This is a genomic window from Hoeflea phototrophica DFL-43 (genome assembly GCF_000154705.2).
GTDB lineage: Bacteria > Pseudomonadota > Alphaproteobacteria > Rhizobiales > Rhizobiaceae > Hoeflea > Hoeflea phototrophica.
In genome coordinates this window covers 1,972,300-1,992,074 of sequence record NZ_CM002917.1, presented here as the reverse complement: position 1 = coordinate 1,992,074, position 19,775 = coordinate 1,972,300, and the positions used below count along the sequence as shown (strand labels likewise).

Annotated in this window: 20 protein-coding genes and 3 tRNA genes; 6 read left to right on the top strand and 17 right to left on the bottom strand. The window is 59.9% G+C overall.

Annotated features, from left to right (window positions below):
* From speB to HPDFL43_RS09365, 11 genes are all read right to left on the bottom strand, one after another.
* Nucleotides 1–996, bottom strand: a complete 996-nt coding sequence (gene speB, locus HPDFL43_RS09410) for an agmatinase (RefSeq protein ID WP_007197084.1) — start codon at nucleotides 994–996, stop codon at nucleotides 1–3.
* 103 nt (nucleotides 997–1,099) lie between these two features.
* A complete protein-coding gene (locus tag HPDFL43_RS09405; RefSeq protein WP_007197083.1) occupies nucleotides 1,100–1,999 on the bottom strand; it encodes a LysR family transcriptional regulator in 900 nt (299 codons plus the stop codon).
* A 222-nt stretch (nucleotides 2,000–2,221) separates the two neighbouring features.
* Complete coding sequence (locus tag HPDFL43_RS09400; RefSeq protein ID WP_007197082.1) at nucleotides 2,222–2,569, bottom strand: RidA family protein; 348 nt, start codon at nucleotides 2,567–2,569, stop codon at nucleotides 2,222–2,224.
* Nucleotides 2,566–3,693, bottom strand: coding sequence for an NAD(P)/FAD-dependent oxidoreductase (locus HPDFL43_RS09395; protein ID WP_007197081.1), 1,128 nt, complete (start codon nucleotides 3,691–3,693; stop codon nucleotides 2,566–2,568). Before HPDFL43_RS09395 ends, HPDFL43_RS09400 begins: the two co-directional genes overlap by 4 nt.
* Before the next feature lie 40 nt (nucleotides 3,694–3,733).
* Nucleotides 3,734–3,889, bottom strand: coding sequence for a hypothetical protein (locus HPDFL43_RS21950; RefSeq protein ID WP_156970242.1), 156 nt, complete (start codon nucleotides 3,887–3,889; stop codon nucleotides 3,734–3,736).
* A gap of 237 nt (nucleotides 3,890–4,126) precedes the next feature.
* On the bottom strand, nucleotides 4,127–4,855 hold the full coding sequence (locus HPDFL43_RS09390; RefSeq protein WP_007197079.1) for an ATP-binding cassette domain-containing protein: 729 nt from the start codon (nucleotides 4,853–4,855) through the stop codon (nucleotides 4,127–4,129).
* 7 nt (nucleotides 4,856–4,862) lie between these two features.
* Entirely contained in the window at nucleotides 4,863–6,041 is a 1,179-nt protein-coding gene (locus tag HPDFL43_RS09385) for an FtsX-like permease family protein (RefSeq protein WP_007197078.1), read from the bottom strand.
* Entirely contained in the window at nucleotides 6,038–7,297 is a 1,260-nt protein-coding gene (locus HPDFL43_RS09380) for an HlyD family efflux transporter periplasmic adaptor subunit (protein WP_007197077.1), read from the bottom strand. The genes HPDFL43_RS09385 and HPDFL43_RS09380 overlap by 4 nt, the downstream gene beginning before the upstream one ends.
* On the bottom strand, nucleotides 7,294–7,608 hold the full coding sequence (locus HPDFL43_RS09375) for an EF-hand domain-containing protein (protein ID WP_156970241.1): 315 nt from the start codon (nucleotides 7,606–7,608) through the stop codon (nucleotides 7,294–7,296). Before HPDFL43_RS09375 ends, HPDFL43_RS09380 begins: the two co-directional genes overlap by 4 nt.
* A gap of 85 nt (nucleotides 7,609–7,693) precedes the next feature.
* On the bottom strand, nucleotides 7,694–8,125 hold the full coding sequence (locus HPDFL43_RS09370) for an EF-hand domain-containing protein (protein WP_007197075.1): 432 nt from the start codon (nucleotides 8,123–8,125) through the stop codon (nucleotides 7,694–7,696).
* Nucleotides 8,126–8,189: 64 nt separating this feature from the next.
* A complete protein-coding gene (locus HPDFL43_RS09365; protein ID WP_040449163.1) occupies nucleotides 8,190–8,870 on the bottom strand; it encodes an SH3 domain-containing protein in 681 nt (226 codons plus the stop codon).
* A 185-nt stretch (nucleotides 8,871–9,055) separates the two neighbouring features.
* Here HPDFL43_RS09365 and HPDFL43_RS09360 point away from each other — a divergent pair, with 185 nt between their 5' ends.
* Both HPDFL43_RS09360 and HPDFL43_RS09355 read left to right on the top strand, forming a co-directional pair.
* Complete coding sequence (locus HPDFL43_RS09360; RefSeq protein WP_007197073.1) at nucleotides 9,056–9,763, top strand: response regulator; 708 nt, start codon at nucleotides 9,056–9,058, stop codon at nucleotides 9,761–9,763.
* Complete coding sequence (locus tag HPDFL43_RS09355; protein WP_007197072.1) at nucleotides 9,756–11,051, top strand: ATP-binding protein; 1,296 nt, start codon at nucleotides 9,756–9,758, stop codon at nucleotides 11,049–11,051. The genes HPDFL43_RS09360 and HPDFL43_RS09355 overlap by 8 nt, the downstream gene beginning before the upstream one ends.
* 641 nt (nucleotides 11,052–11,692) lie before the next feature.
* Here the strand turns inward: HPDFL43_RS09355 and HPDFL43_RS09350 are convergent.
* Both HPDFL43_RS09350 and HPDFL43_RS09345 read right to left on the bottom strand, forming a co-directional pair.
* Nucleotides 11,693–11,766, bottom strand: a tRNA-Gly gene (locus HPDFL43_RS09350).
* Between the two features lie 19 nt (nucleotides 11,767–11,785).
* Nucleotides 11,786–11,870 (bottom strand) — tRNA-Tyr (locus HPDFL43_RS09345).
* A gap of 295 nt (nucleotides 11,871–12,165) precedes the next feature.
* Between HPDFL43_RS09345 and rlmB the strand changes: the two genes are divergently transcribed.
* Nucleotides 12,166–13,068: a 23S rRNA (guanosine(2251)-2'-O)-methyltransferase RlmB gene (gene rlmB, locus HPDFL43_RS09340; protein ID WP_007197071.1), complete on the top strand. Its 903-nt coding sequence runs from the start codon at nucleotides 12,166–12,168 to the stop codon at nucleotides 13,066–13,068.
* A gap of 126 nt (nucleotides 13,069–13,194) precedes the next feature.
* Nucleotides 13,195–13,270: transfer RNA gene (locus HPDFL43_RS09335), tRNA-Thr, on the top strand.
* A gap of 160 nt (nucleotides 13,271–13,430) precedes the next feature.
* Here HPDFL43_RS09335 and HPDFL43_RS22165 read toward each other — a convergent pair.
* Nucleotides 13,431–13,793 (bottom strand): restriction endonuclease, encoded by a 363-nt coding sequence (locus HPDFL43_RS22165; protein ID WP_007197070.1) that lies wholly within the window; start codon nucleotides 13,791–13,793, stop codon nucleotides 13,431–13,433.
* Between the two features lie 29 nt (nucleotides 13,794–13,822).
* Complete coding sequence (locus tag HPDFL43_RS22160; RefSeq protein ID WP_007197069.1) at nucleotides 13,823–14,299, bottom strand: restriction endonuclease; 477 nt, start codon at nucleotides 14,297–14,299, stop codon at nucleotides 13,823–13,825.
* Nucleotides 14,300–14,558: 259 nt separating this feature from the next.
* Here HPDFL43_RS22160 and HPDFL43_RS09325 point away from each other — a divergent pair, with 259 nt between their 5' ends.
* A complete protein-coding gene (locus HPDFL43_RS09325; RefSeq protein WP_007197067.1) occupies nucleotides 14,559–15,323 on the top strand; it encodes an NAD kinase in 765 nt (254 codons plus the stop codon).
* A 31-nt stretch (nucleotides 15,324–15,354) separates the two neighbouring features.
* Nucleotides 15,355–15,891, top strand: a complete 537-nt coding sequence (locus HPDFL43_RS09320; protein ID WP_007197066.1) for a hypothetical protein — start codon at nucleotides 15,355–15,357, stop codon at nucleotides 15,889–15,891.
* Between the two features lie 21 nt (nucleotides 15,892–15,912).
* On the opposite strand, the gene prfB is transcribed toward HPDFL43_RS09320, so the two are convergent.
* Nucleotides 15,913–17,041, bottom strand: a protein-coding gene (gene prfB / locus HPDFL43_RS09315) for a peptide chain release factor 2 (RefSeq protein WP_156970240.1) whose coding sequence is annotated in 2 segments (ribosomal slippage) — nucleotides 15,913–16,971 and nucleotides 16,973–17,041 — 1,128 coding nt in all. Because the reading frame shifts where the segments join, the coding sequence is not laid out codon by codon here.
* 119 nt (nucleotides 17,042–17,160) lie between these two features.
* Entirely contained in the window at nucleotides 17,161–19,611 is a 2,451-nt protein-coding gene (locus HPDFL43_RS09310) for a penicillin-binding protein 1A (RefSeq protein ID WP_007197064.1), read from the bottom strand.
* Nucleotides 19,612–19,775 lie beyond the last annotated feature (164 nt).

The window sequence follows — 19,775 nt, the reverse complement described above, 5'->3', positions numbered from 1 at the left end:
TCAGAATATCCTTTCATGCAAGGGATCGGTCGGGACGTTCTCCCTGCGATGCCGGTCGACTTTTGGCAGCACGCAGAGCATTTCGTAGAGGATGTTGGAGGCCAGCAGCGCCGTGGTGCCGCCCGGATCATAGGGCGGAGAGACTTCCACCAGATCACAACCGATCAGGTTCAGCCCGGCGCAGCCGCGCACGATCTCCAGCGCCTGGATGGAGGTGAGTCCGCCCATCTCCTGGGTGCCTGTTCCGGGCGCAAGGCCCGGATCGAGGCTGTCGATGTCAAAGGTCAGGTAGACAGGTGCGTCGCCAATGCGCTCGCGCACAACGTCCATCAGCGGCGCCAGCGAGCGGTGCCAGCAATGCTCCGCGGGCACCACGGTGAAGCCCTTGTCGCGCGACCAGTTGAAGTCGTCGGCGGAATAGCCGGAGCCGCGCAGCCCGATCTGGAACACCTTGTCATTGATCAGCGCGCCGGCTTCATGCGCCCTGCGGAACGGAGTGCCATGGGCGATCTTCTCGCCAAACATGTCATCATTGATGTCGGCGTGGGCGTCAATGTGGATCAGCGCCACCGGCCCATGATGGTCACTGGCAGCCTTCAGGATCGGCCAGGTGATGGTGTGGTCGCCGCCAAGTGTCAGCGGGATGCAACCGGTGGCAAAGATCCCGGCATAACGCGCGGCAATGATGTCGACCGAGGCTTGAAGATTGAAGGTGTTGATCGCCACATCGCCGATGTCCGCCACCTCGATGCAATCAAAGGGGGCTGCGCCAGTGGCCATGTTGTAGGGGCGGATCATGGCGCTTTCGGCGCGGATCTGGCGCGGCCCGAAACGGGTGCCCGGACGGTTGGAAGCGCCAATGTCCATCGGCACACCGATGAAGCAGGCATCAAGGCCTTCGCAGGTCTCAGCCGCAGGAAGCCGCATCATCGTCGACGGGCCGCCAAAGCGCGGCATTTCGTTTCCGCCAAGTGGTTGATTGAAGGTTTTGCTCACGCCCGTCCCGTCCCCTGAACCAAGATTGGGAGATATAAGCAGGCATTGAGAAACGCAGGGAGCCTTAAGTTCCCAAGTTCAGTTTTGGAAACTCAAATGTATCCTATTCGACCCCGTGGGCAGCGAGAACCTCTGCAGCAAAGCGTGATACCACTCGGGATTTAGGGGCTGACTGGCGCTGGATCAGATCGAATTCACAAGCGTAATGCAGCACATCGGGGCAGATCTGGCGCAACCTTCCGGTTTTTGTCCATTGTTCTGCATAGTGATTGGGCAAAAAGCCCAGATATCGCCCAGACAGAATCAGGATCAATTGCGGCTCGATCTGGTAGCTGGTCGCCGTGACATTGTTGAAGCCCAGCTGCAGCAGGATATCATCACGCCAGTAGCCGCGGCTGACCACCGGCCAGTTGCGCACTTCTTCGGGCGAAATATCCACGTCGTCACGCTCATAGAGCGGATGCAGGTCCGAGCAGAAGACGCCATGGGTTTCGCTGTAAAGCGGTTGGTATTTGATGCCGCCGGATTTGAAGGCGAAGCTGCCGATGCCCAGATGCAGATCGCCGGTGCGAACCCGTTCCTGCAGCACGTTCGGGGTGTCCTCGAAGATCTCGATGGTGACGGCGGCGGCGCTCGACTTGAACCGCGCCAGCGCATCGGGCAGCCGCATCACCGGGTCAGTGGAGATCGCATCGACAATGCCGATCCTCAGATTGCCGACCAGCTGATCGCGCAGATTGTCCATGGCCCCGGTGAATTCGTCCATCGAGGTGAACAATGTGCGCGCCGCATCAAGCACATATTGCCCCTTTTGGGTCAGCATGAAACCTGACCGGCCGCGATCGCAAAGCCGAACCCCCAGCCGTTCTTCCAGCGCTGCAATGTGATTGGAGATCGAGGACAGGCTCAGCCCGGTTTCGACCTGCGCCTGAGCAAAGCCGCGATTGCGCGCGACCGCATCGAACACCCGCAGCGCGGTCAAATCGGTCCGGGAGAGTTTCATGAGGCGGGCCCGTAGGGTTGGTTGCGTGGACGTCTCGAGGTCTCAAGCCAGCCATTGTGCAAAATCGGCAGCGAAACTCCATAGAGGTCATCAAACAGTGAGCGCTATTTTCCCGCGGGGTCAAATACCAAAAACGGCTGCCAATGTGATGGCAGCCGTAAAATGGCCATATCAGTGCAATGCCCGATCCGGCCTAACCGTCGTCCGAGACATCCGTCTGCGTTAGAGAGCTGCGACGCAGATGATTTCGACCTTGTAATCCAGCGTTGCCAGTTTGGATTCACCGGCAGCGCGGGCCGGCGCGTGGCCTGGGGCCACCCATGCATCCCAGACAGCATTCATCTCTGCAAAATCGTCCATGGATGCCATCCAGATGGTGGCCTGCAGGATCTTTTTCTTGTCCGAGCCGGCTTCGGCCAGCAGACGTTCGATATTGGCCAGGATGTCCTGGGTCTGCACTGTGACGCTGGCGCCGGCAGTGCCGACCTGACCAGCCAGATACACAACGCCGCCATGGACAACGGCCTGGCTCATGCGTGTGCCGGTTTCAATGCGTTTGATGTCACTCATGTGTCTTGTCCTTGTTGAAAATTCAGAGCTGGCCGCCCGGGGCTGAGCGCTTCTATTACGATCTTGCCCAACGGCGATAGACGCCCCAGACACAAATCAGCTGCCAGTTGCGACAGCGCCGGTGCGGTCTGCATGCCATAGCCGCCCTGCCCTGCAAGCCAGAAGAAACCCTCGGACTCCGGTGCAAAACCGACCACGGGAGTCCTGTCGGGGGCAAAGGTGCGCATGCCCGCCCAGGAATGCTCAACCCGGGCGACCGGAATGGTCACGGCCTGCTCGAAGCGGTGAAGGCCCTCAGCGACGACCATGTCATCGGCCCACACGTCATGCGGCTCGACGGGATCTTCATCGGCTGGCGAAATCATCAGCTTGCCAGCTTCGGGCTTGGCGTACCATTGGTCGCCCGCATTGGCGAACAGCGGCCAGCGGTCAATGACCTGCCCGTCGGGCGCCGGGATCAGCACCGCGGATCGACGCAAAGCGGACAAACCAAGAGCTCGAACGCCTGCCAGTTTCGCCACTGCGTCTGCCCAACCGCCCGCGGCATTGATCACCACCGGCGCAGCAAATTCGCCAGCCGGCGTGACCACCGACCAGAGACCATTGTCGCGGGAAATGGAGCTGACCGCCGCGCCGGTGACAATTTTGCCACCATGGCCGCGGACCTTGCGGGCAAAGCCCTGCAGCATGCGATCAACATCGATGTCCTGTGCATCCCATTCAATCGCTGCTGCGGCAATGGCCTCTTCGCGCAGGATCGGCACCAGCTCAAGCGCCTGTGCCGGGGACACTCGTTCCAGCCCGTCGCTGCCATTAAGATAGTCGTTGAATTTCGAAAGATCATCTTCCGTTGCCAGCAGAAGTTCGCCGCGTGGAGAGAGCAGGCTTGAATCACAAACCCCGTCGGGCTCTGCCAGAAACGGTGCGGATGCGGCATTGAGTGCGCGCAACGTCGCATTGCCGTAATTGCGGATGAAAATGGCTGCCGAGCGCCCGGAGGAATGATGACCGATCACCGGTTCGGCTTCCAGAACTGTTACGCTCGCATCAGAAGCCAGCCTTGCTCCTGCACTGATTCCGGCGATGCCGCCGCCAATCACCAGTATATCGGGCTTTATGCTCATCCGGCCTCATACCCTTTTACAAAGCTCGTCAGATTGTCGCCTAGATCGGCAAAGTGATAGCCCCTTCCTGCACGCTGGCAGCCGCCAGGTCCAGCGCCGCGATCGCCGCGCCGGAAAACTCCTCAATCCGGCCAACCAAGGTTGAGGTACCCGAGCAGGACATGTCTGGACCCGGAACAACAGGGGGAAAAGACATTGGGATCCGGCCTGTCCCGAGACGATAATCGCCTGACAGCCGGTCATCCCCAAAAGGTCTGGTCGTGCAGCGTTGAATCCGAAGTGCTTCCCGTCTTTGGATCGCTCCGATCCGGAACTTTCGGGAGTAACATCTCGTGCGGTTGCTGCCGCTGATGAGCCTTTCATGAGCGAAATCGGAATTGTGTATCAAGCCATCAGCTGTGACCGCAATCATTGCCGCACGTTGGGGCTATGATCATCCGGGCATGGCAGGAACGGCCAATGTCTGAATCCCCGAACCCGCCACGTCCTTGACGATCCGGCCGTCTTCCAGCGTCACCACGCGATCGGCCAGTTCGAGAATTCGGTTGTCGTGGGTGACCATGACCGTTGTTGCTCCCCGTTCCCTGCCAAGCGCCTTGAGCATTTCCACCACCGTCCGACCACTCTCCTTGTCGAGCGCCGCGGTCGGCTCGTCGGCGAAGATGATGTCGGGGTTCGAGACGAGAGCACGCGCGATGGCCACCCGCTGCTTCTGCCCGCCCGACAGGTTGCCTGGAAGATAGTCAAGACGCTCGCCCAACCCCAGGAGGTCCAGGATGTGATCCGCTGCAAGGGCATGTGTTTTGGGAGCGCCGCGACCGTGGACCTGCAAGCCCATCATCACGTTCTGCCGCGCCGTCAGGCTGTCATGCAAATTGCGGGCCTGGAAGATGAAGCCGAGACGCCGGCGCATGTCGATCCGGGTGATCTCGTCGGACTGAAACAGCTCCCGTTCCAACAACCGGATGCTCCCGCGATGAACCTCACGCAAACAACCCATGAGTGTCAGAAGCGTGGTTTTTCCGGAGCCTGACGGCCCCATCAGAATGGTCAGCGATCCGCGTCGAACCGACAGGTTTACATCGAACAAAGCCTGTTTTCGGGCTTCTCCCTCGCCGAAGTAGTGATCGAGACTTCTCACATCAATCGCAGTGTCGGTCATGGCGTCCTCAAAACAAATCGGCGGGTTCGGCGGCGGCAAGTTTGCGCATGGCCAGCATGCCTGAGACGGCGCAGGCGATGATGGTGCCGATGAAGACCGCGACCGCACGCTCTGTTGTCATGAAGATCGGAATGTTCGTGAGGTAAGCCAGTGTTTCGTAGAACAGCAACGAAAACGCCAGTCCCGGCCAGAAGCCGATCGCAGCGAGGAATATCGCCTCTTCGAGGATGATCCCGACAAAAAAGCCCTGCCGGAAACCCATGGCCTTGAAGGTGGCGTATTCGCGGATGTGATCGGCGACGTCGGCTGACAGCACTTGGTACGCAATGACAATCCCGACGACGATCCCGATCGCTACCCCGAAAGCAAAGATAAGGCCGGTCGGACGTTCCGTCATCTGATAGCGGACTTCCTGGTCCATGGCCCCGATGATCGGGCGGATCCGGACCGAATCGGGCGGATAGAGTTGTGCCAGTTCCGCAGCGACCCGCCCTGGATCAGCGCCCGGGGCCAGAGCGAGCAGGATGTGGCTCGGCGTTGCGGAACTGCGCTGCGGAAACAGATGGAAGAAGGTCTGGTCGGACATCAGAAAGACGCCGTCACCCCCAAATCCACCGCCAATGGACACGGTTCCGATCGCCCCAAGCTGGCGGTTCTGTATCTCGAAGGACACTGGCGCTTCGGGACGCGATTCGGCAAAGCTGCGCATGTCGACAAATCGTGTCAGCGTGTCGACAAGTGCCGTGTCAGACAGCGACAGACTTATCAGCGGTGCTGCCAGCGCCTCGTCAAAGAAAGCCGTCGCTTCGGGAGCAAGGCCGAAGAACTGGATCGACGAGGATGCATCATGTCCCGAGATCCAGGTCGAGCGGCCCATGTAAATCGGTGTGCCATCGGTTACATCCGGATGTACCAGCGCCTGAAACAGCCTTTGCCGGGGGAGTGTGGCCGCATCGGACAGCGTCTCGGAATCAGCCGGCGACAGAATGAGCAGATTTGGTTGAAACAGCCTGTATGGGATGGCGACGGATTCGGCCATCGATCCGGCCAGACCCAGCTGGACAAAGACCAGCACGTTGGCGAAGGCCACACCGGCCAATGCGGCAAGCAGACGGCCAGGATGATGCATGAGCTGAAGGTATCCGATCGGCAATCTTCCAAGCAGCCGGGTCAGGAAGGCAGTCATTGTTCCGGGCCTTCTGCCGGAGCGCCTTCGGCGACAGAGATCCGGGCCACGACTTCAAGGTTTATGAAACGCGCGGCCCGAATGCTCGACGCTTCGTCCAGCGTGACTTTGACGAGAACCACACGCGCATCGGTGTTTGCCGCCGGGTCTTCCGCTGTCACGCTCTGTCTTCCGACGAGCGTGCCGATACGTGCGACTTTTCCTGTGAGCGGTTCTGCCCCCAGCACCCCGGAGACAAGCGACACGTCCTGCCCGACGGCAATCCGGGGCGCCATGATCTGGAACACCTCGAGTTCGGCCTCCATCTGCGCGGTGTCGCCCATTTGCAGAAGACCGTCTGAGGGTGGACGTTCGCCGGTGCGCGCCGCCACCTCGACTATGGTCCCGTCCCGCGGTGCGAAAACCCGGGCACGGTCAAGATCACTGCGAGCCTGCTCCACCGCGGCTTTGGCCGCAGCGAGATCGGCGGACGCCAAGGCAATATCCACCTGTTCGCCGTCAGGCCCGGGTTGATAGCGCAGCTGCGATGCTTGCAAGCGGTCGAGATCGGCTTGGGCGTTATCGTTGGCTTGGATGGCGGCTTCGAGGGTCGCCTGGGTTGCAACGCCCCGTTCTATCAGGCTTCTCACACGCGCCAGTTCGCGTTCGGAAGCCGAGAGGGTCGCCTCTGCGCCACGGATTTGCGCGCGAAGCTCGGCTTGGGTTGCCGCGACCTGCACCCGGGTCTGGGCCAACGCTGCCCGCCGGATCGCGAGCGTGCTCTCGGCGCTTGTCAGTGCGGATTCATAGAGTTGGAGGCTGTCGAGCACCGCCAGGACATCCCCTTCCGCGACGATTTCGCCCTCGGTGACAAGAAGCTGATCGAGACGCGCGTCGCCTGCGCCCTGAGGAAGCGCCACCGAGACGACACCGCCGGAAGGCTGCAAGCGCCCCAGAGCGACGACATCGCCGGTTGCCATTGCTGCAACACGCTCGAGAGATGGCACGCGTTCAACGGGAAGCGCGATCGGCTGCCGGGCACCAGCGCCGGGTTCGAGTGCGGTCCAGTCAAATATCGTCCGCAAGGCTGGGCCCTGGAAATAGAGCCCGACGACCCCGCCAAACAACAGAACCAGAAGAAACACCAGAATCCTCAGCGGCCAACCTGTCTGCCGGCTGGGCGACCGCTTCGATGAAGACGGGTCCTTGCCATTGTCGAGCAGTGGCAAGGGATTGCTTTCAGCCGCTTGTCCGGCGTGTTGATCGTTTGTTTTCATTGTGCGAGTGCTTGCAACTCTTGCCGGGTCACAAGGCCGTTTCCGTCGCCGTCAATCCGAGTGAAGATCATGGCCTGGCGTCCAAGCCTGATGACCTGCGCTGCTCTGCCAAGGTTGTCCTGTGCGTTGAGCTGCAGAAGCAAGTCAAACTCGCCGCGCGTGAGCGCCGCGTCGCCATTGGCATCGGCCTGGACAACGTTATCAGCCATTTTCTGTTTGTCCGCATCAGACATGGATTGAGCCTGGGCGGCGGACAGCGGCAAGATAAAGGCAATGGAACAAGCCAGTGCCGCGATGGGGTTCTTTTTCATATCCGTATGATCCTTCTTGCGTGTGATGATGGAAAAGGCAGCAGGAACCGCCCTCAGGCTTGTCATTCCTGGTAAATGACTGATCTCAGTCCTGGTTTCTTGCAGCCTCCAATTCGGACCGGGTCAAAGCGTCATCGCCGTTGCGGTCGGCGCGTTGGAACAGCAACGGCGGTCCATTGAGGAATTCGCCCTGGCTGATCCGGCCGTCACTGTCGGTGTCGAGATAGGTGATCTTCGCCAATTGCGTCCGTACGCGGTGGGCGGCGAAGCGGGGGAAATCGTCTTCGCTCAGGAAGCCGTCCCCGTTGAGGTCGATCTGCGGCCATCGCACGATCTGAACGTTTTGGTACTCCCCGCGCGATATGATGCCGTCTGTATTGGCATCGATCCGGTCGAAATTGACCAGCAGCAGCCGGGCCAGGTGTTTTGCCGGTTCCTGCGCCGGTTCCTGCGCCTGTGCGAAGGCCGGACAGGCGCCAGCTGACAGCAGGAGGGCCGTGATGATGGGTCTGAACAAGGTCGTCTCCTTTACGGGAAAAAATCTTCGCCTTTGCGGCCGCTGATCGCAGCCGCATTGCAGATCAACGGCTGAAGCTGCGGGTACCGGTCGCCGTGCCACCGCGTGGGCCGGTCCGTGTCATGTTGCAACTGCGGTCGCCAGCGCTGCAGCTACGGACCCGGGAGGCAGAGTTGCCGTATGGCCCCACAGTCTGGCGTGTCGCGCTGCACTCACCGCCCGCGCAATTGCGGGTCTGGCTCGTCGATCCGCCGTAGATTCCGGTCGCCTGCCGCGTCCCCGTGCAGTTGCCATCAACACATGTCGCGCTGCGGCTGTGTGAAGTCACCCGCGGGGCTGCCACGGGAGCATAGGGCCGGTAATAGGTCGTCCAGGACCGGTACCAGGGCTGGGCTACATAGTAGGTGTCCCAATAGACGCGGCCATAGGTCACCACGGTTACGCCGACGGCTGGCGCGACAGCAGAAGACAGCACGACCGGGCCGCCCTTGTAGATCACCTGGATGTAGCTGGCGGACACCCAGCCCCGATAGATGCCGAAGGCCACATCGCACCACCTGTAGTCGGCAACGCAGCCATGGGTCACGATGCGGGCACCCTGCGGCACGACAGTAACCACCGGATAGCTCGTTGCGGGGCCCGCACGCAGGTTGACGTTTGCCGTCGACACCGCGACGGTGGAGGCTGAGGCGGTCGTTGCCCAGACCATCGCAAGGGCCAGAAATACAAATAGTCTTTTCAGCATGATTCACTCCATATCTGACGACCCGAATTGTTCGTCTCATGGGCAGCGATTTGCAGGAGCGGAATGTCACTGGTGTTACGAAATCCGAGTAAGATGTGACAAAGTGTTTCAAGGGATTAAGTCTGTCATGCTTTGAAACAAATTGATCTTGTGCAAGAAAATGGAACCGTGACACGGTCGATATCATGAACGTCAAATCAGACAGGGTAATCGTCGTGGACGACGATCCGGAACTCCGCACTCTGCTGCGCCGGTTCCTTTCCGAGCATGGATTCGAGACCCGGGCCGTCGACGGCGGCACAGCGCTTGATCGTGAACTGTCGCGGAGCCCCGCGGATGCTATCGTTCTTGATCTCATGATGTCGGGCGAAGACGGGCTGGCCATCTGCAGACGCCTTCGTGCGGCGGGGGATCAGACGCCGATCATCATGCTTACGGCACGGGGCGACCCCATCGACCGTATTGTCGGTCTCGAAACCGGCGCGGACGATTATCTGGCCAAGCCCTTTGAGCCCCGCGAACTGGTGGCGCGTCTGTCGGCAGTGCTGCGGCGCACCCGTGGCATGCGGGACGTGCCGACGGACGACACCGTGACGATCGGTCCTCTCGAGATCAATTTCTCGACCCGAATGGTCACGCGTGACGGCGCATCGCTAAAACTCTCCAGCCGCGAGTTTGCCCTGCTGGCTGCAATGGTGCGCAGCCGCGGACGCCCGCTCAGCCGGGCCCAGCTGATCGAACGCGCGCTGGGGCGCGACGCCGAGGTCACCGACCGCGCGGTGGATGTCCAGATCGCGCGGCTGCGGCGTGCGCTCGGCGACCGGGCCGATGACGCCGGGTTGATCAAGACGGTCTGGGGCGTGGGCTACGTTCTGGTGTCCGACGGTGCTTGATTCTCTTCTAAAGCAGAACATCGCGGTTCTCGCCGCGGCTATTCTCGGTGCGCTTCTGGTGTCGCTGGTTCTGATTTCCGGCCTCGTCCTGCGGCCCCAGATCGAACGCTCGGCCGCAGACACGGCACAGACGATCCGGAATCTCGAGCTTTCCTTTGCGCAGATGGACCCGTTTCAACAGATCCACTTCGCCGAGGCCCTGCGCGCGGATGAAGCGCCTGATGTTCTGGTCGCCGAGACCGCACCGGATGACGCAAACCAGCTGCGCAGTTTGTTCTCGCGCTACTTTCTGCGCGTTCTGTCGGACCAGCACGGAATCTCGGCGCCCAACGTTCTCGTCGATGCCGAGGGCCGTGTCTGGGCCCGCATGGTTACGGCAGATCAACCTTACTGGGTGTCGCTTAGAACCTTGCCTGCCGCTGATCCGGTTGCAGGTCTCATGGTCGCGTCCGGGATCGCCTTGCTTGCCGCACTTGCCGGCGGTATCGCGCTTCAAAGATGGATTGCCCTGCCGCTGAGGCGCCTGGAGGAAACGGTGGGTCGCATGCCCAATCCGTCCGGCGTCTATGGCAGCGCGATCGAGCGCCCCCGCGAAATCGCCGCGGTGTCCCGTGCCCTGACCGACATGTCGGAGCGGTTGCAGGCTGCAGAGGCCGACCGGGCCATGATGCTGGCCGGTGTCAGCCATGACCTGCGCACGCCTCTTACAAAGGTCCGGCTGACCCTGGCAATGGTGAAAGATGCCGACGCCGAGCTCATTGCCGGCGCGGAGCGCAATGTGATCCGGATTGAAAGCATGTTGGGGCAGTTTCTTGATTTAGCCCGCGGGTTTGAAGCCGAGGAGACGCGGGCGGTTCGGTTGCGGCCCCTGTTGCAGCAGGCCATTGCCGCATGCACCAGGCCCGGCACCATTGCGCTTGATGCACCGGCGGATGCCGTGGTTCATGTCAAGGAGGCGGCCATGCTTCGGGCTGTCGAGAACGTTCTGACAAATGCGTTGAGATACGGAAAAGCCCCGATCACCGTAAGCGCAAGAGTTCTAGACGGACAGCTCCTGATCGACGTGCTGGATTCAGGAAGCGGCTTCTCCCCGGAACAGGCCAGGTATCTCATGCGTCCGTTTGCCAGAGGCAGCTCCGCGCGCGCTGGCGAGGGTACGGGCCTCGGCCTTGCTATCGTCGATCAGGTGGCCAAGGCACATGACGGGGACATCGTGTTCGAGCAAGGCGCCGGAACGTTTACAGCAAGGCTTCGCATTGCGCAGGCGGGCATAGCTTCATCTGCCTGAAGCCGTTGGGTCCCCCAGATTGCAGGACTGCAAACGTCCGCAAAGCCTGCATCCTGCTCATTCTGCCACTTATCAATGCTTCGACCTGCATGAACGCCCGGTATGACCGCCTCATTGCGACACAGATTGTTTGGCCCCGGTCGCATCTCTTACGCTGCAAGCCCACGCAGCACGGCTCCATCACTTAAGGCATGGGCTCGGAGCTGGCTTGCGGCAGTGCAGATCTGGGCACGAATTTAGTCTTGCCTGTAGTCCAGCTGATCTGATGCATGGTGCACTCAATTGAGTGCGGCATGCATCAGATTAAAATGTTCGAGCAACCTTTGTGCGTCCAATTGGACGCACGGCGCTTGTCTTATGATTTTTCTGCCTTCCCTGCGAACATGGGGGCAATGCCGCCGTGTCAAACCCGCGGTCAGTGGCTCAATAAGCCTTGAAATCGAGATACCCTTCTTAAAGGATGGATTTCCTTGTGTGAGCAACCGGCTGCATGTTTGATGGGGCCGAAACAGTTCACATTTGATGGACGGCTATCCACAGCTTTTCCCTCGATTTGCGATCCATTTGCCATCCAATGCAACCCAAGCCCACGGGGCGCGACACCAGTAAATTCATAGCCTAATGGGATTAATCGAAATCATTGGAGCGGGTAGCGGGAATCGAACCCGCATATTCAGCTTGGAAGGCTGCTGCTCTACCATTGAGCTATACCCGCATTCACGACCCGCCGGCGGTGGTGGAGGAAGTTGGATTTGAACCAACGTAGGCGAAGCCAACGGATTTACAGTCCGTCCCCTTTAACCACTCGGGCATTCCTCCTGACCAGCCGCCAGGGTCGTGCATCCAAGTTGGACAACCCGAATTCTGTCGGGCAGCACGGCTTGGGCAATCGATACAATCGCCCCGTCCGCGGTCGGCGTTATGACGGGGCACGGACAACCTGTCAACACGGATCAGGATAAAATCGAACACCTCTGGCAAAGATCAGACACGGACCTGCCGGGTTGATAAGACTGTGCGATTGCGGACAACTGCAATGGCTTTAAAAGCAGACGCGGTGATCGCTTGAACAGCGCCAGATTGCGCAAGCGCACAATTGGCGTATAAGCGCGCCATGAGCAAAGATGATGACGCCGGCGCAACCGGCTCCAACCGCGACACCCACTATGCCAAATTGCGGCGGTCACACCGCGACGCGAAGCGCGAACGCGAAGGCCTGCCCCCGGTCCAGCCGCGCGGAAAACGCGATCTACCGGCACGCAAGGGCGCGCTTTATGCCGAGCGCGGAGCGGCTGAGAGCGTCTATCTCTATGGCCTGCACACGGTGCGCGCAGCCCTCGACAATCCCGCACGGCAGATCACATCGCTGAAAGCCACGCGCAACGCGCTGATGCGGCTCGAGATCGCGGAAGATGCGGAGCTGCCCTTCCCCGTCGAACTCGTTGCCCCGCAGGAGATCGACCGGCTTCTGGGCGACGATGCGGTGCATCAGGGTGTGCTGCTGGAGGCCAGGCCGCTGTCGGCACGCCCCCTCACCGATCTCGGCGACGCGACGCTAGTGGTGATTCTCGATCAGGTCACCGATCCGCACAATGTCGGCGCGATCATGCGCTCGGCGGTGGCCTTCGGTGCCGGTGCGCTTGTCACCACCCAACGCCACAGCCCTCAGGAATCGGGTGTACTGGCGAAAGCCGCCTCGGGTGCGCTGGAGATGATCGATCATATCGAGGTGCGAAACCTGGCAAGCGCCATCGAGGACATCAAGGCGCAGGGCTTTACCACCGTGGGGCTTGATTCGGAGGGCCCCTCGCCCATCGAAGCCGGTCTGAAGGGCGCGCGCATCGCGATGGTGCTGGGCGCGGAGGGCAAGGGTTTGCGGCAGAAGACCCGCGAAACGGTCGATGTTCTCACCCGGCTCGACATGCCCGGCGCGATCAAATCGCTCAATGTCTCCAACGCCACCGCAATTGCGCTCTATGCGGCGCAGCAATACCTCAACCGCCAGGATCAGGCCTGACCCAAAGGCGCAAGTGCAACGTTGAAGGCGTCTGCGCGGCGGCGCAGTTCACAATAATCCGCCGCGGACACATTTGGCGCGGTTTTCACTTTACAGCAGCGGAGAATGTGCTATCCGCATCCCGCTGCCCTTGTAGCTCAGTTGGTAGAGCACCTGATTTGTAATCAGGGGGTCGCGGGTTCGAATCCTGCCGGGGGCACCATTCTTTCATTGAAATCGCTGCGTTTTCTGGCTTCGGAAAATGCGGTATTTTTGATTCAGGGACACCCTGAGGGCACCATGAATCTTTCTTGCTCTTTCCACAGATTCTGTCGAAACACGCTTTTTCTGTTCGAAACCGCCAGGATCGGGCATCAGCTCCTTTAGAGATCAGGGACGTAGATTTGCTTTAGCGGCACAATGGCCCTGTAGCGTGGCGAGAGTTTGCCGTAGTTTTCGAGGATCATGTCCACGAAAGCCTCGCTGTCAGTGAGTCGCAACTTGGATCGATTACGTTCAAGACCTTTGGCTGCACGACTAATTGGTCCGAGCGATACGAATAGGCCGAATTCACCCTCCCCCAAAGTTCCAAGCAACTGATTGACCTCACCGATGCCATGCTGGCTGGTTGTGCGCTTGCGTTGGATTCTGATGATAGGAGGTTGAAAGCCGAGAGCATCGAGATGTGCGATCACATCCACGCCACCATCACCAGATTTCTGGGTTACCCTAGCGGTGTAGCCCATGCATTCCATAATGTGGGCGACAAGCGCCTCTAACTGGTAGCCGTCGAGCTGCCCATGATGCGGCGAACAATAAAGTCCTCAGTCGTCTCCTCCGCCTGACGTGAAACGGACACTGTTGCGGTATCGTCGTCTTCTGTCTCGTCTGCCATCTCAATTGCGCTTTCGATGGGCACGGCATCCTCGATGGTGCCTCGCTCTACCCCATTTTTGGAGAGGAACTCGGCCGTATGGCGCTTGACTCGAAACAACGTCAGAAATGATCCAATTTCATTGAGTGCGCTCTGGCTGAAATCATTCCGGGGGAAATGGCCCAGCCATTTCACTTTCTGGCGGTTGGCATATTCATCGGGGTCTTCAGGGACATAAACATGCTCCCCCATGAACTGACCAATGTTAATCATCCGATCCGACTTGGATGGATAAATCACATAATCCCCCGTCTTAATTTCGTGGATAAATTTGAAGACCGTGCCAGCGTCTACCGGGATCGCGCCCGGCTCGATCATGGCCGGTGCGCCGATGAACGCACTTTACAATGTGGTTCCCCTCGCCCTGGTAACAGGACCGTTGCTGCTCGGCCGCGATCCCCAAAGCCCGCCAATCGCGCGCTAAGTCCAACAACAGGCAGAGCCTCTGGCTTGAACTGTCTACCCGACAGGTGAGCGACACCGGCTGGCACATCCTCGCACCTCAACAGGACGGAGCACTTGCAACGGCCCGCCGCAATCGCCATTGTCTGACCCTGAGCGGGAGCAGGTCCAATTCATGGTACGGAAATACAGTTTTATCGCCTCCAACACACCGGACGCACAGGCAGCAGCCCAGCATCTTGCAGCGCTTTACGGCAATGCGCGCCACGACGAGGCCGACGTGATCGTGGCTCTGGGCGGCGATGGGTTCATGCTGCAGACTCTGCATGACGAGATGAACACCGGCCGCCTGGTCTACGGCATGAACCGAGGTTCCATTGGTTTCCTGATGAATGATTACTCCGATGTGGATCTCTCTGATCGTATTGATGCGGCAGTGGAAAACATCATTCGTCCACTCGAGATGACCGCCACGGATGCGCATGGGGCGACACATTCGGCACTGGCGATCAATGAAGTCTCTTTGCTCAGGCAAAGCTATCAGGCAGCCAAGCTGCGCCTTTCCATTGATGGCCAGGAACGGATGGAAGAATTGATCTGTGACGGGATCATGGTGGCGACACCGGCAGGCTCGACCGCCTACAATCTCTCGGCCCATGGCCCGATCCTGCCGCTTGATGCGCAATTGCTGGCGCTGACGCCGGTCAGCCCGTTCCGGCCGCGGCGCTGGCGCGGCGCGCTGCTGCCCAACAAGGTCACCGTGACAATGGATGTGCTGGAACCCGAGAAGCGGCCGGTCAACGCTGTTGCCGATCACAACGAAGTCAAATCGGTCACCCGGGTCGAGGTCGCTGAATCCAAGGAGCTGACGGCCCGGATCCTCACCGATTCCAGCCATTCATGGAACGACCGTATTCTGGCCGAACAATTCCTCTACTGAACGGTCTAACCTGTCCCGCGAGGTATCCATCATGCCCTTGCCTGCACCGAAAGTTCTGTTTGTCCTTACTGCCCTGCTTACTGGCGCGACGGCACCCGCCCTCGCCCAGGATACCGGCGGCATTGCCCAGGGCCTCAACGAGCGGGTTCTGTTCGTTACCAGCGGCGGCTTTTGGGAAGAGGCGGTGGCACCGCAAGGCGATGCCGGCGGAGAGGCATCCGGGCAAGCCGACAGCACCACCGAAACAGCGCCAACCACCACACGACGTGGCTACTACCGCCTGGTCGCCATTCGCGGCGAAGACAACCGTTCACTGGTTGAGCTTCAGCAGATCGAGCTGACGCCCGGCGGCCCGCAATTGGCGTTGTCGACCGGCCTTGAGGAGATCAACGCCTTGGGTGCCTATGTCACCGATATCCGGCCTGAAGATTCCACCGGGACTGCAAGGCAGCCGGGACTGTCCGCCTTCATCTATCTCAAAACCGATCCGACCATGGCAGAACCGGAGACCTGGGCCTTGTTCGTCGACGAATTCGGCGACATCGTGGTGGAGAGATCGAGTAACTAGACCACTTCAGGCCCTCAGCGTTCAGTCGATATCGGCAACCTCTTCACCGCCGCCATAGACGCGCTGGGCCAGCGCTGCTTCCATGAAGGGATCGAGCTTACCGTCCAGCACATCCTGCGGGCTGGTGCTTTCGGTGCCTGTGCGCAGATCCTTGACCAGCTGGTAGGGCTGCAGAACATAGGACCGGATCTGGTGTCCCCAGCCGATTTCGGTTTTTGAAGCCGCCTCGTCGTTGGCCGCCTCTTCGCGCTTTTTCAGCTCGGCCTCGTAGATACGGGCACGCAGCATGTCCCAGGCCTTGGCCCGGTTCTTGTGCTGTGAACGTTCCTGCTGGCACTGCACCACAATGCCTGTCGGTATATGGGTGATGCGGACTGCTGAATCGGTGGTGTTGACGTGCTGCCCGCCGGCGCCCGATGCGCGGTAGGTGTCGATGCGGCACTCGCTCTCGTTGATATCGACATCAATCGAATCGTCAATCACCGGATAGGTCCAGATGCTTGAAAACGAGGTGTGACGGCGCGCCTGGCTGTCATAGGGCGAGATCCGAACCAGACGGTGGACACCGGATTCGGTCTTGAGCCAGCCATAGGCGTTGTGGCCCTTTATCAGGAGCGTGGCGGATTTTATCCCGGCCTCTTCACCATCATGGATTTCGAGCAGCTCGACCTTCATGCCGCTTCGCTCGGCCCAGCGGGTGTACATGCGCAACAGCATGTTGGCCCAGTCCTGGCTTTCGGTGCCGCCGGCGCCGGAGTGTACTTCGAGATAGGTATCGTTGGCGTCGGCCTCGCCTGACAGCAGCGATTCGATCTGTTGCTTGGTCACATCTGCGCGCAATTCCTTAAGCGCAGCCTCGGCCTCGCGCACGATGTCGCTGTCACCCTCTTCCTCACCCATTTCAATGAGCTCGAGGTTGTCAGAGAGTTGTGCTTCCGTGCGCTTGAGGCCATTGATGGAATCCTCAAGCTGCTGGCGCTCGCGCATCAGTTTCTGAGCTTCCTGCGGATCATCCCAGATCGACGCGTCTTCAGCCTTGGCGTTGAGCCATTCGAGACGTTTTAGAGCAGGATCCCAGTCAAAGATGCCTCCTCAGCAGGCTTACGGCCTGCTTGATTTCGTCGACAACGACCTGGGTTTCTGCACGCATTGATCAAGTTTCCGTCTGATTGAATCGCCTGAGCGATGAGCCAAAGCGGGCGGACCATAAGGGTGGTATCCGGTGATGTAAAGCCGTCAGATTGGGTCTGATGGAGGCCTCGCCTGGGCTCAATAAAGCCCGCCGACGCCATTGACCACAGCCTGGTTGGCCTGTGGCGAAATGTTGGTGATGGCCTCGCCAATGGGGTAATCATCAAGCCCGATCACAGAATAGACATCCGACGGTCCGGTGCCCGGCTTGAATGCTTCCATGATCACGTCAGCCTCTCCGGGGAACGCCTGCATGCCTGTCTTGCGGTTGATCGCAATCAGCTTCATGCCTTCAGGCACGCGGAAATCAGCCGGGCGGGTGCCCTCAAGGGCAGCCTGCATAAACTCGTTGAACACCGGTGCTGCCAGCGCGCCGCCGGTCGAGCCACGGCCCATCGGGGTCGGCGTGTCGAAGCCGATGAAGACGCCGGCCACCAGATCAGCAGTGTAGCCGACGAACCAGGCATCCTTTTCCTCATTGGTGGTACCGGTCTTGCCAGCAGTCGGCCGGTCGAGATTGACCTTGCTCGCAGCCGTACCACGGGTCACCACGCCTTCCATCATCGAGGTGATCTGGTAGGAGGTCATGGGATCGAGCACCTGTTCCCGTGTATCGACAACCTCGGGCTCTTCCTGTGACAGCCAGGCCGTTGCCACACAGGCATCGCATGTCCGCTCTTCGTGTTTGAAAATGGTCTTGCCATAGCGATCCTGGATGCGGTCGATCAGCGACGGCTTGATCTGTTTGCCGCCGTTTGCCAGCACCGAGTAGGCCGACACCATCCGCATCACTGTGGTTTCACCCGAACCAAGCGACATCGCCAGCACCGGCAGCATATTGTTATAAATGCCGAACCGTTCGGCATATTCAGCGACCAGGTTCATACCCATGTCCTGCGCCAGGCGTACGGTCATCAGGTTGCGCGAGCGTTCAATGCCCAGGCGCAATGTCGATGGACCGGCGGAACCGCCGCCATAATTCTTGGGCCGCCACAATTCGCCGCCGGAGACGATCTCGACGGGTGCATCGAGAACCACCGAGGCCGGCGTATAGCCATTGTCGAGCGCCGCTGCATAGACGAACGGCTTGAAGGAAGAACCGGGCTGACGTTGGGCCTGGGTGGCGCGATTGAACTCGGACTGAGCGAAGGAAAAGCCGCCCACCATCGCCAGCACACGGCCGGTGTGCGGGTCCATGGCGACAAGCGCGCCTTGCACTTTAGGAGGCTGACGAAGGCGGAGACGCTGCTCGCCGTCGACCTCGATCGTTTCAACATACACCACATCGCCCGGGTTGAGCACCTCGGCGGCGGATTTCACATTGCGGCGGTCATCTCCGGCAATGTTGAGGCGGAACCCCCATTTCATGTCTTCGGCAAGAATGGTTCCGGTCGGGCGGTCGGCAGCAACTGCACCGCTGGCTTCCCGGCCAGGACGGAGGCCGACATCAACGGCACCATCAGTTGCGGAGAGAACCACGGCGACCGTCCATTCCGGTACGTCGCGCAAGCCATCGACTTCGGCAAGTTGTTCGCCCCAGTCCGTACTCATATCCAGCTTCGCCACCGGACCGCGGAAACCACGGCGCTCGTCATAATTGATCAGGCCCTTGTGCAAGGCCTTGCGTGCCAGCGCCTGAAGCTTCGGGTCAAGCGTGGTGCGGACAGACAACCCGCCCTCATACAGCGCGTCATTGCCATAGCGGTCGATCATTTCTCGACGCACTTCCTCGGCGAAATACTCCGAAGCAAAGAGATAGGAACCACCACGCCGCGGAGCCACATCAAGCGGCTGAGCCTTGGCCTCTGCACCGTCTTCGGAACTGACATAGCCGTTCTCGACCATCCGGTCGATCACCCAGTTGCGGCGCTCGATAGCGCGCTCGGTGTGGCGGAACGGATGATAATTGTTTGGCGCCTTAGGAAGGGCTGCAAGATAGGCTGTCTCTGCGATGGTCAGCTCGTTGACCGATTTGTTGAAATAGGTGAGCGCGGCTCCGGCGATGCCGTAGGAATTGAGACCGAAGAAGATTTCGTTGAGATAAAGCTCCAGAATCCGATCCTTGGAATAGGCCTGCTCGATCCGGAATGAGAGGATCGCCTCCTTGATCTTGCGCTCATAGGTCTGATCTGAGGAGAGCAAGAAGTTCTTGGCGACCTGCTGGGTGATCGTGGAAGCACCCTGACGGGCGCCGGTCCGGATGTTGTTGATGACTGCGCGCGTAAGGCCCACCGGATCAACGCCCGGGTGGCGATAGAAGTTCTTGTCTTCAGCCGACAAGAATGCCGCTTTCACCCGGTCGGGAATGGCCTGAATTGGCAGAAACAGCCGTCTTTCGCGCGCATACTCCGCCATAAGTTCACCAGAGGCGGCATGTACCCTCGTGGTCACCGGAGGCTCGTAGCTGTTGAGCACTTCGTAATCCGGCAGATCCTTCGAGACATCGCCGATGTACCAGGCGACACCTGCAGCCACGATGAGAAACATCACGGTCCCGATTCCAAAGAAGTATCCAATCAGTCGTATCATCAATCAGCTGCCGTTTGTGTTCTTGTTGGCCCGACAATTCGGGACTGCTGCGAAGTCAATGGGCGCGCCACTACGGCTTGCCCCACAAGCATATGGAAACCGGTTAGCCCGGACAATGTGCGGAGAATAGGGCCTAAATCGGGCTTCAGCACCGCCGCCTGATT

Excerpts from the sequence above, each read along its gene's own strand:
- HPDFL43_RS09405 (WP_007197083.1), bottom strand. The coding sequence starts at position 1,999 with ATGAAACTCTCCCGGACCGATTTGACCGCGCTGCGGGTGTTCGATGCG.
- HPDFL43_RS09400 (WP_007197082.1), bottom strand. The coding sequence starts at position 2,569 with ATGAGTGACATCAAACGCATTGAAACCGGCACACGCATGAGCCAGGCC.
- HPDFL43_RS09395 (WP_007197081.1), bottom strand. The coding sequence starts at position 3,693 with ATGAGCATAAAGCCCGATATACTGGTGATTGGCGGCGGCATCGCCGGA.
- HPDFL43_RS21950 (WP_156970242.1), bottom strand. The coding sequence starts at position 3,889 with ATGTCTTTTCCCCCTGTTGTTCCGGGTCCAGACATGTCCTGCTCGGGT.
- HPDFL43_RS09390 (WP_007197079.1), bottom strand. The coding sequence starts at position 4,855 with ATGACCGACACTGCGATTGATGTGAGAAGTCTCGATCACTACTTCGGC.
- HPDFL43_RS09385 (WP_007197078.1), bottom strand. The coding sequence starts at position 6,041 with ATGACTGCCTTCCTGACCCGGCTGCTTGGAAGATTGCCGATCGGATAC.
- HPDFL43_RS09380 (WP_007197077.1), bottom strand. The coding sequence starts at position 7,297 with ATGAAAACAAACGATCAACACGCCGGACAAGCGGCTGAAAGCAATCCC.
- HPDFL43_RS09375 (WP_156970241.1), bottom strand. The coding sequence starts at position 7,608 with ATGAAAAAGAACCCCATCGCGGCACTGGCTTGTTCCATTGCCTTTATC.
- HPDFL43_RS09365 (WP_040449163.1), bottom strand. The coding sequence starts at position 8,870 with ATGCTGAAAAGACTATTTGTATTTCTGGCCCTTGCGATGGTCTGGGCA.
- HPDFL43_RS09360 (WP_007197073.1), top strand. The coding sequence starts at position 9,056 with ATGAACGTCAAATCAGACAGGGTAATCGTCGTGGACGACGATCCGGAA.
- rlmB (WP_007197071.1), top strand. The coding sequence starts at position 12,166 with ATGAGCAAAGATGATGACGCCGGCGCAACCGGCTCCAACCGCGACACC.
- HPDFL43_RS22165 (WP_007197070.1), bottom strand. The coding sequence starts at position 13,793 with ATGGGCTACACCGCTAGGGTAACCCAGAAATCTGGTGATGGTGGCGTG.
- HPDFL43_RS22160 (WP_007197069.1), bottom strand. The coding sequence starts at position 14,299 with ATGATCGAGCCGGGCGCGATCCCGGTAGACGCTGGCACGGTCTTCAAA.
- HPDFL43_RS09325 (WP_007197067.1), top strand. The coding sequence starts at position 14,559 with ATGGTACGGAAATACAGTTTTATCGCCTCCAACACACCGGACGCACAG.
- HPDFL43_RS09320 (WP_007197066.1), top strand. The coding sequence starts at position 15,355 with ATGCCCTTGCCTGCACCGAAAGTTCTGTTTGTCCTTACTGCCCTGCTT.
- HPDFL43_RS09310 (WP_007197064.1), bottom strand. The coding sequence starts at position 19,611 with ATGATACGACTGATTGGATACTTCTTTGGAATCGGGACCGTGATGTTT.